At 62.8% G+C, this 11,763-nt stretch carries 14 protein-coding genes; 5 read left to right on the forward strand and 9 right to left on the reverse strand.

The genetic code is table 11. From position 1 onward, the window contains the following. The first annotated feature begins 87 nt into the window (after positions 1 to 87). Entirely contained in the window at positions 88 to 399 is a 312-nt protein-coding gene (locus BFN67_RS02325; protein ID WP_080917995.1) for a hypothetical protein, read from the forward strand. Between the two features lie 60 nt (positions 400 to 459). On the opposite strand, the gene leuC is transcribed toward BFN67_RS02325, so the two are convergent. The 3 genes from leuC to rplS form a co-directional block, all read right to left on the reverse strand. Continuing rightward, on the reverse strand, positions 460 to 1,869 hold the full coding sequence (gene leuC, locus BFN67_RS02330) for a 3-isopropylmalate dehydratase large subunit (protein ID WP_080917996.1): 1,410 nt from the start codon (positions 1,867 to 1,869) through the stop codon (positions 460 to 462). Positions 1,870 to 1,938: 69 nt separating this feature from the next. Continuing rightward, the gene (locus tag BFN67_RS24455; protein WP_080917997.1) at positions 1,939 to 2,142 is read right to left on the reverse strand and encodes a hypothetical protein; all 204 of its coding nucleotides are present in this window, start codon (positions 2,140 to 2,142) and stop codon (positions 1,939 to 1,941) included. A gap of 48 nt (positions 2,143 to 2,190) precedes the next feature. Further along, on the reverse strand, positions 2,191 to 2,727 hold the full coding sequence (rplS, locus tag BFN67_RS02340; protein ID WP_080917998.1) for a 50S ribosomal protein L19: 537 nt from the start codon (positions 2,725 to 2,727) through the stop codon (positions 2,191 to 2,193). A gap of 326 nt (positions 2,728 to 3,053) precedes the next feature. On the opposite strand from rplS, the gene BFN67_RS02345 reads away from it, so the two are divergent. Beyond that, positions 3,054 to 3,806 carry a sulfite exporter TauE/SafE family protein gene (locus BFN67_RS02345; RefSeq protein WP_080917999.1) on the forward strand — a complete coding sequence of 251 codons (753 nt, stop codon included), beginning with the start codon at positions 3,054 to 3,056 and terminating at the stop codon, positions 3,804 to 3,806. Here BFN67_RS02345 and trmD read toward each other — a convergent pair. Together trmD and rimM are read right to left on the reverse strand one after the other, a co-directional pair. Next, entirely contained in the window at positions 3,788 to 4,489 is a 702-nt protein-coding gene (trmD, locus tag BFN67_RS02350; protein ID WP_080918000.1) for a tRNA (guanosine(37)-N1)-methyltransferase TrmD, read from the reverse strand. The two genes, BFN67_RS02345 and trmD, sit on opposite strands and share 19 nt — an antisense overlap. Further along, positions 4,486 to 5,043, reverse strand: a complete 558-nt coding sequence (gene rimM / locus BFN67_RS02355; protein ID WP_080918001.1) for a ribosome maturation factor RimM — start codon at positions 5,041 to 5,043, stop codon at positions 4,486 to 4,488. The genes trmD and rimM overlap by 4 nt, the downstream gene beginning before the upstream one ends. Before the next feature lie 69 nt (positions 5,044 to 5,112). Here rimM and BFN67_RS02360 point away from each other — a divergent pair, with 69 nt between their 5' ends. From BFN67_RS02360 to BFN67_RS24460, 3 genes are all read left to right on the forward strand, one after another. Continuing rightward, entirely contained in the window at positions 5,113 to 6,051 is a 939-nt protein-coding gene (locus BFN67_RS02360) for a tyrosine recombinase XerC (RefSeq protein ID WP_080918002.1), read from the forward strand. Between the two features lie 69 nt (positions 6,052 to 6,120). Further along, a complete protein-coding gene (locus BFN67_RS02365; protein WP_080918091.1) occupies positions 6,121 to 7,188 on the forward strand; it encodes a TraB/GumN family protein in 1,068 nt (355 codons plus the stop codon). A 108-nt stretch (positions 7,189 to 7,296) separates the two neighbouring features. Then, on the forward strand, positions 7,297 to 7,704 hold the full coding sequence (locus BFN67_RS24460) for a hypothetical protein (RefSeq protein ID WP_192856749.1): 408 nt from the start codon (positions 7,297 to 7,299) through the stop codon (positions 7,702 to 7,704). A 63-nt stretch (positions 7,705 to 7,767) separates the two neighbouring features. On the opposite strand, the gene lpdA is transcribed toward BFN67_RS24460, so the two are convergent. Genes lpdA through odhB form a run of 4 tightly spaced genes read right to left on the reverse strand, consistent with a single transcriptional unit; the run spans position 7,768 to position 11,749 of the window. Continuing rightward, positions 7,768 to 9,171 carry a dihydrolipoyl dehydrogenase gene (lpdA, locus tag BFN67_RS02375; RefSeq protein WP_080918003.1) on the reverse strand — a complete coding sequence of 468 codons (1,404 nt, stop codon included), beginning with the start codon at positions 9,169 to 9,171 and terminating at the stop codon, positions 7,768 to 7,770. A 22-nt stretch (positions 9,172 to 9,193) separates the two neighbouring features. Next, positions 9,194 to 9,949: an SDR family oxidoreductase gene (locus tag BFN67_RS02380; RefSeq protein WP_080918004.1), complete on the reverse strand. Its 756-nt coding sequence runs from the start codon at positions 9,947 to 9,949 to the stop codon at positions 9,194 to 9,196. Beyond that, complete coding sequence (locus BFN67_RS02385; protein WP_080918005.1) at positions 9,946 to 10,437, reverse strand: hypothetical protein; 492 nt, start codon at positions 10,435 to 10,437, stop codon at positions 9,946 to 9,948. The genes BFN67_RS02380 and BFN67_RS02385 overlap by 4 nt, the downstream gene beginning before the upstream one ends. A gap of 34 nt (positions 10,438 to 10,471) precedes the next feature. Next, complete coding sequence (odhB, locus tag BFN67_RS02390) at positions 10,472 to 11,749, reverse strand: 2-oxoglutarate dehydrogenase complex dihydrolipoyllysine-residue succinyltransferase (protein ID WP_080918006.1); 1,278 nt, start codon at positions 11,747 to 11,749, stop codon at positions 10,472 to 10,474. Between the last annotated feature and the right edge of the window lie 14 nt (positions 11,750 to 11,763).

Below are 11,763 nucleotides of genomic sequence, written 5' to 3' on the forward strand. Positions count from 1 at the left end.
TAAACTGTTTTGCGGACAGTCGGACAGTGGTCTGGAACCAGAGAAGAGGTGCCGCGTTGCCGCAATCGAACCCAGGGAGATTCCGCAATGCCGGAAACAGTCACTCTTACCGATCATCAGGCGATCCGCGACTGGGCAGCCGCCAGAGCGGGACATCCGGCGATCATCGACGTTTCGCCAGAGGGCGGAACGCAACCCATGCTCTCCATTGTATTCGGACAGGAGGCTTATGAGGATTTCGACCAACCTGAGCGGCCGCCCAATGCCGGCGGCTATGAACTGGTCGAATGGGATGAATGGTTCCGCCTCTTCGACAAGGAGAAACTGGCGATGGTGGTCGAAGAGGACCAGCCCGGCAAACGCGAGCAGTTCCACGAGATCATTCGCCGCCCTGCATGAAAAAGCCCAGGCTGTTGCAGCCCGGGCTTTGCTTGATCGCCACGCCGCAGAACGGCGAAATTACTTCCAGTCGCGGATATCGACGAAATGGCCGGCAATCGCCGCCGCCGCCGCCATGGCCGGCGAGACCAGATGGGTACGGCCCTTGAAGCCTTGCCGGCCCTCGAAATTGCGATTCGAGGTCGAGGCGCAGCGCTCATGCGGGGCAAGCCGGTCGTCGTTCATGGCCAGGCACATCGAGCAACCCGGCTCACGCCATTCGAAACCGGCCTCGATGAAGATCTTGTCCAGCCCCTCGGCCTCGGCCTGCGCCTTCACCAGGCCGGAGCCCGGCACGATCATGGCGTTGACGCGCGGGTTGACCGTCTTGCCTTTGGCCACCGCTGCCACGGCGCGCAAGTCCTCGATGCGTCCATTGGTGCAGGAACCGATGAACACGCGGTCAAGCTCGATATCGGTAATCCTGGTGCCTGCCGTCAGTCCCATGTAATCCAGCGCGCGCTTCTTGGAATTGCGCTTGGCCTCGTCCTCGATCAGGTCCGGATCGGGCACCGCACCGGTCACCGAGACCACGTCCTCAGGCGACGAGCCCCAAGTGACGATAGGCGGCAGTTTGGCGGCATCCAATACCACCGCCTTGTCGAAATGCGCGCCTTCGTCGGATTTCAGCGTCTTCCAATAGTCAAGCGCCATGTCCCAAGCCGCGCCTTTGGGCGCGCGCGGCTTGTCCTTGACATAGCGATAAGTCGTCTCGTCCGGCGCGATGAGGCCGGCACGCGCGCCGCCCTCGATCGACATGTTGCAAATCGTCATGCGGCCTTCCATCGACAGCGAACGGATCGCCTCGCCGGCATATTCGATGACATAGCCGGTGCCGCCGGCCGTACCGATCTCGCCGATGATGGCGAGGATGATGTCCTTGGCGGTAACGCCTTCGGGGAGTTTGCCATCGACACGCACCAGCATGTTCTTGGCCTTGCGCTGGATCAGCGTCTGCGTCGCCAGCACATGCTCGACCTCGGATGTGCCGATGCCGTGCGCCAGCGCGCCGAACGCGCCATGGGTGGAGGTGTGGCTGTCGCCGCACACGATGGTCATGCCCGGCAGCGTAAAGCCCTGCTCCGGCCCGATGATATGGACGATGCCCTGTCGGCGATCCTTCTCGGAATAATATTCGACGCCGAAGTCGGCGGCGTTCTTCGCCAGCGCCTCGACCTGGATGCGGCTTTCCTCGTTTTTGATGCCGTTCACGCGGTCCGCCGAGGTCGGCACGTTGTGATCGACCACGGCGAGCGTCTTTTCCGGGTGACGCACCGGGCGGCCGGCCATGCGCAAACCTTCGAAGGCCTGCGGGCTGGTCACTTCATGCACCAAATGCCGGTCGATCCACAGAAGGCAGGTGCCATCGTCCTGCCGGTCAACCAGATGGTCGTCGAAAATCTTGTCGTAGAGGGTGCGCGGTGCGCTCATTTGCGTAAATCCGTCGATGCGAGACATGGAAAGACCCGGCCATAGCCGGTAAACCGGTACGGAACCGGGTCAGATAAGTCGGGCGGTCGGCACACCGCAGACGCGCGCGAAGAACCGTGCCGGCAGGCGCTTCTTGTCCTGCAGCACGAAGCCCTTATAGGACGGGTCTCCGAACAGCTCTTCCATGACCGTCAAATAGCAATCTTTTGGCACTTCGGCAATCGGAGCATTCGCCTTTGCAGCGCGATCAGCAGCCTGTTTGAGCTGGGTCATGAAAAAGGCGGCCCGAAGCCGCCTTCTCAAACAGTTCTGCCGGAAATCTTATTCCGCGGCCTTTTCCGCCTCAGCGGCATCGGCTTCGGCAGCCTTCTTCTCGGCGGCTTCCTGCGCGGCCTTCTCGGCGGCAAGAGCTTCGGCAGCCGCTATTTTCTCGGCCTCGATCCGCGCCTTTTCGGCGGCCAGCGCATCACGCTCGGCATCGTTCAGCTTGCGGGCGCGCACGCCGGTGTTTTCCGAGATGCGTGCCGACTTGCCGCGACGGTCGCGCAGGTAATAGAGCTTGGCACGACGCACCTTGCCGCGACGCACGACCTCGACGCCCTCGACCATAGGCGAATAGACCGGGAACACGCGCTCCACCCCCTCGCCATAGGAAATCTTGCGCACCGTGAAGTTTTCATGCAGGCCGGCGCCGGAACGGGCGATGACGACGCCCTCATAGGCCTGCACGCGTGTGCGCGTGCCTTCCGTAACGCGTACATTGACGCGCACCGTATCGCCGGGCTGGAATTCGGGAAGCTGGCGCTTGGCTTCGATCTTGGCGGCCTGTTCGGCCTCGAGTTGACGGATTATATCCATCTTGAAATCCACTTCTTGTTCTTCCGACAGTCAGAGCGTCCTCGGCTCGCCTTGCAGTCGCTTCGACCGCTTGGCTATGCCCTCGCCAGCAGGCTTGGGCAGGGACGGCTACACCGCCATTGTTGACGGGTCCATATCTTTAGTCCGCCGGGAAATTCCCAGCGGGTCGGGCGCGCTCATACAGCCATTTCATCGCTTTGTCACGCCTTGGCCCGAGACTTTTTAGCCATTGAGCCTAGCGCGGGCCGTCTATATCGAAGATTGCGCAACAAAGTAAGGCGTCGGGTCGGCGCAATCTCACCTCCTCCACGCGCGGTGCGCCTTTCATGTCCATAGTCGATGCGATCATTCTTTTCCTTGCCGGCTATTTGTCGGGCATCGTCAATGCGATGGCCGGCGGCGGTACTTTCCTCACTTTCGGCGCCATGTCGCTTCTGGGAACACCGCCGATTCTCGCCAACGCGACCTCCTCCGTCACCCAATTTCCCGGTTACATCACCTCGACGCTCGCTTACTGGAGCGACATAAAGCTGTTCTGGCGCGGCGCGCTGTTGCTCTGCGCCATCTCGGCTTTCGGCGCGCTGGGCGGCTCGCTCATCCTGCTGGCGCTGGACAGCGCGTCGTTCAAGGCTCTGGTGCCGTGGCTGCTTTTGGCGGCAACAGCCCTGTTTGCTGTTGGACCATGGCTGAAACCCAAGCCGAAGACCGGCAATCAACCCAAGGTGGGATCGCTGGTCGGCGCAACTGCACAATTCTTTACCGCTATCTATGGCGGCTTCTTCGGCGCCGGCATGGGCGTGATGATGCTGGCGACGCTGGGCCTCACGGAAAGCGGCGACTATCACCGCATAAACGCGCTGAAGAACATGCTGGCCATGGTGATCGCCTCACTTGCCATCGTGGTCTTCGTCGTCGGCGGCGTGGTGGCCTGGCCGGAGGCGATCGTGATGATCCCGGGCGGCGCGCTTGGAGGCTATTCGGGCGTCTGGATCGCCAAGCGGGTTCCGCAAGGCGTTGTACGCGGCTTCGTCATCGCCGTCGGCCTGTTTCTGGCCGTCTATTATTTCGTCAAGCCCTGAGCCGCTGCCAGCAGTTCGGGCCGCCGCTCGCGCGTCAACCGCTCGGCCTCGGCACGGCGCCACGCGGCGATCTTTCCATGATTGCCTGAAGTCAGCACCTCGGGGATCGTCATGCCCTCGAACACCTGCGGCCGCGTGTAATGCGGATGCTCCAGCAGGCCGTTTTCAAAACTCTCCTCCTCGCCGGACACTTCGTTGCCCATGACGCCGGGCAGAAGCCGCACCACCGCATCAAGCAATACCAATGCCGCCGGTTCGCCCCCCGACAGGATGAAATCGCCGATCGAGACTTCCTCCAGCCCGCGCGCCTCGATGACACGCTGGTCGACGCCCTCGAAGCGCCCGCACAGGATCGTCGCGCCGGGGCCGGCAGCTAGCGTCCGGACCTTCTCCTGTGTCAGCGGCTTGCCGCGCGGGCTCATCAAGAGACGCGGGCGCGTATCACCTCGCGGCGAAGCCTGATCGATGGCGCGCGCCAGCACATCGGCGCGCATCACCATGCCGGCACCGCCGCCGGCCGGTGTGTCGTCCACCGTGCGGTGGCGGTCGACAGCAAAATCGCGGATCTGCACCGTCTGCAAGTCCCAGGTGCCGGCGTCGAGCGCGCGACCGGCGAGCGACTGACCGAGCGCGCCCGGAAACATCTCCGGATAAAGCGTCAGCACCGTGGCGCGAAAACTCATTGTTCGGTGCCCTTTGACTGCTGCCGAAGCATCTTATCCTCGTCTTCGACAAGCCCGGCAGCTATCCGATCGACGCGGATATAGCCGCCGGCAATTGAAATTTCCGGCACCGCAGCCTTGGAAAACGGAATCAGCACGCCCTTGCGGCCGCCAAGCGTCAGTTCGAGAATGTCACCGCCGCCGAAATTCTGCACGGCTGCGACCCTGCCGACCGCCGCGGCCGTCTCGTCCCTCACCGCCAGCCCGACGAGATCGGCATGATAGAACTCATCCTCGTCTTCTTCGGGCAGGGCGGCGCGGTCGATGAAAAGCTCCGTACCGGCCAGCGCCTCCGCCGCATTGCGGTCTCCCACTCCCTTGAAGCGGACGACGACGACATTGCCGGTTGGCCTGATATTCGCCACCTCGAAAATCCTGCCGTCACGGGCGTGCAGTGGCCCGTAATCGCCGAGCGCCAGCGGATCGCCGGTAAAGGTTTTCACGCGCAACTCGCCCTTGATACCGTGGGCTGCGCCGATCACGGCCATCTGGATGAGATTTTCGGGCTTACCCATGAATACGCTTCACCGCTTGCTAACCTGCTTCGGTCAACATTGACTTATTCAATCGGAAAGCGGCTGCCAATGCAGGAATTCCTCATATCGGCCAGGCCCGACCTGCAAGACGCGCGTCAGGCATGGCTGAAAGCACTGGCCGGCGAGCGGCGGCTGGCGGGAAAAACCGTCGAGGCCTATGAGCGCGACACACGCCAGTTCCTGCAATTCCTGACCGGCCATTGCGGCGGCCCACCCGGCATTGCCGACATTGCCGATCTGCGCCCCGCCGATCTGCGCGGCTTTCTTGCCGCGCGCCGCTCGGACGGCGCAGGCGCGCGCACGCTGGGGCGCGGCCTTGCCGGCATCCGCTCGCTGCTGCGCTATCTCGAACGCCGCGGTCTCGTCAATGCAGCAGGCGCCGCTGCGCTTCGTGCGCCGAAACAGCCGAAATCGCTGCCCAAGCCGCTGACAGCCCACGATGCGAGACGCGTCGTCTCGGCAGGCGAGCAACTGGTCGAGGTGCCATGGGTTGCCGCGCGCAACGCCGCGGTGCTGACCCTGCTTTACGGCTGCGGCTTGCGCCTTTCCGAGGCGCTCGGCCTGTCCGGCACCGAATTGGCATCGACCAGCGACACCGTGCTGCGCATTATCGGCAAGGGCGGCAAGACGCGTCTCGTACCGGTTCTGCCTGTCGCACTCAAGGCTGTGACGGAATATCGCCGGCTCTGCCCCTATGATCTCGATACCAACGGTCCGCTGTTTCGCGGCGCGCGCGGCGGTCCGCTCAATCCGGCCATCCTGCAACGCGACATGGCAAAGCTGCGCTCTGCGCTTGACCTGCCGGATACAGCGACACCACATGCCTTGCGCCATTCCTTCGCCACCCATCTTCTCGGGCGCGGCGGCGATCTCAGGACCATTCAGGAACTGCTCGGCCATGCCAGCCTGTCGACCACGCAAATCTATACCGGTGTCGATACGGCGCGCCTGCTCGATATCTACGACGCCGCCCATCCGCGCGCGTGATAGCACCCTGCGAACAATTGTGCGCGATCAATTAACCGTTTCGCCGCTTTTGAAGTCTAGATGAAAGACATGAAACGCATCGTCGCGCTTGCCGAATGTAGCTCCCTTGCCTGGCTTGGCCTCCTTGCCGGCCTCAACCTGCTATTCTTCATGTCTTTCCTTGTCATAGCGCTGCTTGCCGCCGGCAAGGCGCAGGCGCAAACTCCGGCCTGTACCGGAATAGATCTTGCAACGGAAATGCAGAAGAACGATCCGGCCGCCTTTGCGAAAATCACTGCCGAAGCGGCCAAGGTGCCGAACGGCAAGGGGCTGTCGTGGAAACTGGAGAAAGCCGGTCAGCAGCCGTCTTTCCTGTTCGGCACCATGCATATGACTGATCCGCGGGTGATCACGCTGCCTCCCACCGCACAAAAGGCCTTTGACGGCGCCAACACGCTGGTTATCGAGACCACCGGCGTTCTGGACAAGAAGGCTATGATGGCGAGTCTCGCCAGCGACCCCGAACTGACCATGTTCACCGGCAAGACAACGCTGCCGTCCCTGCTTTCACCCAAGGATGCCGCACTGGTTGACAAGGCGCTCGAAGCTCGCGGCATTCCGCCGGCCAGCGTCGCCAGGATGAAGCCCTGGATGCTCGCCGCCATGCTGGCGGTGCCAGAATGCGAACTGGCGCGCAAATCCAGGGGCGAACCGGTGCTCGACATCAGCCTCGCACAACAGGCCAGGGCAGCAGGCAAAACGATCGAGGGCGTCGAGACGGTCGCCGATCAGCTTCGCGCCATGGCATCGTTGCCGCTTTCCTTCCATGTGAAGGGGCTGGTGCAGACGCTGGAACTTGGCGATCGCGTGAACGATCTCAACGAGACGATGATCGCGCTTTACCGACAGGGCGAGATCGGCATGATCTGGCCATTCCTGCGGGCAGCCGTCCCTGAAGAGCCGGGCGACGGCGACGGCTATGCCGCCTTCGAGGAAACCATGGTCACCAGCCGCAACAAGGCGATGGCCGAACACGCGCTGCCGATCCTTGGCCAGGGCAATGTCTTCATGGCGGTGGGTGCGCTGCATCTGCCCGGCGCGGAGGGCCTTGTCGAAGATTTCCGCAAGGCCGGCTATACGGTTACCATGGCAGACTGAACGGCCAACCTATTCTTTTTCCATCTATTTTCTCGGCCATGAAACCCAACCGCGCCTCGCGCGTTGATGGGTGTTGATTGATGCTGTTCATTCATGGAGGACTTGATTATGGCAAATCCGCCCAACAGACCGGACCCTACCGATCCGTTGCACAACGATCCGCTCAATCCTACCCCGCCTCTGACGCAAGACCCGCCGGCGAACACTCCGCGCGGCCGTTCAGGAGGGGGCAGCCCGTGGCTGATCGCGCTGGTCGTGGTCATTCTGGCGATCGTCGCCTATTACATCTTCGCTCGCGGCCCGACAGAGACAACGCCCCCCGGCGAGCAGCCGACTGCTACCGAGACGGCTCCCGCGCCGACCGCGCCTGCTGAACCGACCGCGCCTGCTACGCCGGCGCCAGCGGAACCTGCCGCACCGGCAGAGTCGACAGAGCCTGCTGCGCCGGCAGAACCTGCCCCAACCACTCCGGAACCAGCCAATCCGGCTCCGGCAACGCCCGCTCCGGCTCAATAGTATTGAGAATAGAAAGGCCCGCATCCCTGCGGGCCTTTCATCCGATCTGGCGATTTGCCGTGATCAGAGATGGATCGGCTTGAAGAAGGTCGCCAGCGCCGCTTCCTTGACCGCTTCCGACATGGTCGGATGCGCATGGCAGGTACGGGCAAGGTCTTCCGCCGCCCCGCCAAACTCCATCAGCACGGTTGCCTCATGGATCATCTCGCCGGCGCCGAAGCCGACGATATGAGCGCCCAGCAGTTTGTCGGTCTTCTTGTCGGCAAGGATCTTCACGAACCCGTCGGTGTGCAGCATGGCACGCGCGCGGCCATTGGCGGTGAATGGGAATTTGCCGACCTTGTATTCAACGCCTGCCTTTTTCAATTCCTCCTCGGTCTTGCCGACCGAAGCCACTTCGGGGCTGGTGTAGACCACGCTGGGAATCACCTCGTAGTTCACATGGCCGGCTTGACCGGCTATGCGCTCGGCAACCGCCACACCCTCATCTTCCGCCTTGTGAGCCAGCATCGGACCTGCGACCACATCGCCAATGGCCCAGATGCCGGGCACATTGGTGCGAAGATGATCGTCGGTCTTGACCCGGCCGCGCTCGTCAATCTCGACGCCGGCTTCCTTTAAGCCAAGCGCATCCGAATAGGGACGCCGCCCGGTCGCGATCAGCACGATTTCGGCGTCGATGGTTTCCGCATCGCCGCCCTTCACTGGTTCAAAGGTCACCGACGCGCCCTTTTTGGCCTTGGCCACGCCCGTCACCTTGGCACCGAGTTTGAAGTCGAATCCCTGCTTGGCCAGCATGCGCTGGAACTGTTTCGACACCTCGCCGTCCATGCCGCCTAAAATCGTGTCGAGGAACTCGACCACTGTGACCTTGGCACCAAGCCGCGCCCAGACCGAGCCAAGCTCCAGCCCGATAACGCCGCCGCCCACCACGACGAGACGTTCCGGCACCTTTTCCAGCGCCAGCGCCCCGGTGGACGACACGATCACCTTCTCGTCGATATCGACCGCTACACCGGGAATGCCGGCGACATCCGAACCGGTGGCGATAACGATGTTCTTCGCCTCGATCTCCTGGCTCTTGCCGTCTTCACCGGTAACGCCCACCTTGCCGGTGCCAAGCAGCTTGCCGGTGCCTCGGAACGTGTCGATCTTGTTCTTCTTGAACAGAAATTCGACCCCTTTGACATTCGCCTCGACGGTCGAGTCCTTGTGCGCCATCATCTTTTTCAGATTGAGCCTGGGCTGCACCTCGACGCCCAGCGTATCGAAGGAATGGCTGGCTTCAGCCAGCATCTCCGACGCATGCAAAAGAGCTTTAGACGGGATGCAGCCGATGTTCAGGCAGGTGCCGCCAAAGGTTGCACGCTTCTCGACCACAGCCACTTTCAGACCGAGCTGCGCCGCCTTGATGGCGCATACATAGCCGCCCGGCCCGGAACCGATCACTACGACATCGTATGCCATTTTTCTTCCCTTCCTTCCGGTCTTACCGTGCACCGCTCACATCAAGCAGCGCGCCGGTCGTATAGGATGCTTCGTCCGATAGCAGCCACAGCACGGCCGAGGCGATCTCCGCGGCCTTGCCTTCGCGCTTCATCGGGATTGCTCCGCGAATCCGCTCCAGCCGGTCCGGCTGACCGCCGGATGCATGGATTTCGGTGTCGATCAGGCCGGGTCGCACCGCATTGACACGCACGCCCTCGGTGGCCACCTCGCACGCTAGCCCGATCGTAAATGTGTCGATAGCGCCTTTAGAAGCAGCATAATCGACGTATTCGCCGGGACTGCCGAGCCGCGCGGCGGCGGAGGATATGTTGACGATGGCGCCGCCCTTGCCGCCATGCAGCGTGGACATGCGCCGGACCGCTTCACGGGCGCAAAGGATCGAGCCGATGACATTGATGCGCATCATGCGTTCCAGCCGCGCCATGATCAGCTCATCGACCCGCGCCTTCTGATCGACCACCCCGGCATTGTTCACCAGAACATCGAGGCCGCCGAAGCGGCTATCGACCGCCGCGAACATGGCCAGTACATCGGCTTCGTTGCCGACATCGCCCTTGATGGCAAAAGCCTCGCCGCCGCCGCTTTCGATCTCTTTCACCAGCGCCAAAGCCGCCGCCTCGTTCGAGGCGTAGTTCACGGCCACGCGATAGCCGCGTTTTGCCGCCAACCGACAGATTGCGGCCCCGATACCGCGACTGCCGCCAGTGACGAGCAGGGATTTTTTCGCTTCACTCATTCCTGACAGCCTTTCAGGAAAAAGACGTCCCATGGGGTCTTTGCCGGTGCGGCATCGCCGCGACCATTCGCGAGAGCCGGCCCCAAACCGGAGAAAATCAGGTTCCGCGGAGCAGATTCGCCTTGCCTCGGCAGCAGGCCGACCGCGCCCATTTCATCCGCCGTATAGACGACGCCGCTCCACAGCGTACAAGCAGCCAGTTCGTCGTCGGTGACGTCTCCCGACGGGCAGTTCCTCGTCAGCGTGCCATAGGGCCGCGCTGCATTGTCGCTCCACTCCACCCGTCCGTCGAGAATGACGGCATCGGCAAAGATCATGCGGAATCGATTGGTGATGGTGGCCGACTGATCGACCGGCGTGAAATCGATCTCGGCCACGCCATCACGATCGTCATAAACGGCAAGTTCGATCGGGCCGGCAGCGAACGCGGGCGCTGCCGGCACCACGGCGCAGACTGCCAGAGCCAGCCGGACGGCAGCCGGGCGCATGTGATCGCCAAGGGAACGGACCCACACGATGACACTACAGGTCCAGGACCAGGCGTTCGGGGTCTTCCAGGCTTTCCTTGACGCGCACCAGGAAAGTGACGGCTTCCTTGCCGTCAACGATGCGGTGATCGTAGGAAAGCGCCAGATACATCATCGGCCGCACCACGATCTGCCCGCCGACAACCACGGGCCGCTCCTGAATCTTGTGCATGCCGAGGATGCCCGACTGCGGCGCGTTCAGGATCGGCGTCGACATCAGCGAGCCGTAAACACCGCCATTGGAGATGGTGAAGGTGCCGCCCTGCATGTCGGCGACAGAGAGCTTGCCATCGCGCGCGGCCAGTCCCAGCCGGCCAATCTCCTTTTCGATCTCGGCAATCGACATAGCGTCGGCATCGCGCACCACCGGCACGACCAGCCCCTTATCTGTGCCCACCGCCACGCCGATATGGGCGTAGTTCTTGTAGATGATGTCGGTGCCGTCGATCTCGGCATTGACCGAAGGAATTTCCTTCAGCGCATGCGTGACGGCCTTGGTGAAGAAGCCCATGAAGCCGAGTTTCACGCCATGCTTCTTCTCGAACAACTCCTTGTATTTCTTGCGCAGGTCCATCACCGCCGTCATGTCCACCTCGTTGAAGGTGGTGAGCATGGCGGCTGTCGCCTGTGCGTCCTTCAGCCGGCGCGCGATCGTCTGGCGCAGTCGGGTCATGCGCACGCGCTCCTCGCGCGGCGCGTCGGCGGGAGAGGGCGGAGTACGCGGAGCGGCCGGCGCCGGCGCCTCTGCCGGTTGTGAAGGCGCACCCTTGGCGATGGCCTCCAGCACGTCGCCCTTGAGCACCTGCCCGCGCTTGCCGGAACCCGTCACCTGGTCAGCCGAGATGTTGTGTTCGGCAAGCAACTTGGCCGCCGAAGGCGCCGGCGGCATCTTGCGCTCTTCGATCGGGCCTTCGCCTGCGATCTTGGCGCTTTGCGCCGCCGCTTCCTTGGATGTCGCTGCGGCGGTGGGCGCGGAAGCTTGCGCCACGGCGGTTTCCTGCTTTGGTTCGGGCGCCGCAGCTTTGGCAGTGCCCGATCCGGCCTCGATGCTGCCCAGCAGCGCACCGACCTCGACCGTCTCGCCTTCCTTGACAACGATTTCGGCAAGCGTACCGGCTGCTGCGGCCGGCACCTCGATCGTCACCTTGTCGGTTTCGAGTTCGACCAGCGGCTCATCGACGGCAACGGCATCGCCCACCTGCTTGAACCATTTGCCGATGGTTGCCTCCGTGACGGATTCGCCAAGTGTGGGAACGCGGATTTCGGTAGCCATGTGCCTGTCCGTTC

Source organism: Manganibacter manganicus, assembly GCF_002075885.1.
Lineage (GTDB): Bacteria > Pseudomonadota > Alphaproteobacteria > Rhizobiales > Rhizobiaceae > Mesorhizobium > Mesorhizobium manganicum.

Excerpts from the sequence above, each read along its gene's own strand:
- BFN67_RS24460 (WP_192856749.1), top strand. The coding sequence starts at position 7,297 with ATGGCAAATCCGCCCAACAGACCGGACCCTACCGATCCGTTGCACAAC.
- BFN67_RS02380 (WP_080918004.1), bottom strand. The coding sequence starts at position 9,949 with ATGAGTGAAGCGAAAAAATCCCTGCTCGTCACTGGCGGCAGTCGCGGT.
- odhB (WP_080918006.1), bottom strand. The coding sequence starts at position 11,749 with ATGGCTACCGAAATCCGCGTTCCCACACTTGGCGAATCCGTCACGGAG.
- rplS (WP_080917998.1), bottom strand. The coding sequence starts at position 2,727 with ATGGATATAATCCGTCAACTCGAGGCCGAACAGGCCGCCAAGATCGAA.
- rimM (WP_080918001.1), bottom strand. The coding sequence starts at position 5,043 with ATGGGTAAGCCCGAAAATCTCATCCAGATGGCCGTGATCGGCGCAGCC.
- BFN67_RS02365 (WP_080918091.1), top strand. The coding sequence starts at position 6,121 with ATGAAACGCATCGTCGCGCTTGCCGAATGTAGCTCCCTTGCCTGGCTT.
- BFN67_RS24455 (WP_080917997.1), bottom strand. The coding sequence starts at position 2,142 with ATGACCCAGCTCAAACAGGCTGCTGATCGCGCTGCAAAGGCGAATGCT.
- BFN67_RS02345 (WP_080917999.1), top strand. The coding sequence starts at position 3,054 with ATGTCCATAGTCGATGCGATCATTCTTTTCCTTGCCGGCTATTTGTCG.
- lpdA (WP_080918003.1), bottom strand. The coding sequence starts at position 9,171 with ATGGCATACGATGTCGTAGTGATCGGTTCCGGGCCGGGCGGCTATGTA.
- BFN67_RS02325 (WP_080917995.1), top strand. The coding sequence starts at position 88 with ATGCCGGAAACAGTCACTCTTACCGATCATCAGGCGATCCGCGACTGG.
- trmD (WP_080918000.1), bottom strand. The coding sequence starts at position 4,489 with ATGAGTTTTCGCGCCACGGTGCTGACGCTTTATCCGGAGATGTTTCCG.
- BFN67_RS02385 (WP_080918005.1), bottom strand. The coding sequence starts at position 10,437 with ATGCGCCCGGCTGCCGTCCGGCTGGCTCTGGCAGTCTGCGCCGTGGTG.
- leuC (WP_080917996.1), bottom strand. The coding sequence starts at position 1,869 with ATGAGCGCACCGCGCACCCTCTACGACAAGATTTTCGACGACCATCTG.
- BFN67_RS02360 (WP_080918002.1), top strand. The coding sequence starts at position 5,113 with ATGCAGGAATTCCTCATATCGGCCAGGCCCGACCTGCAAGACGCGCGT.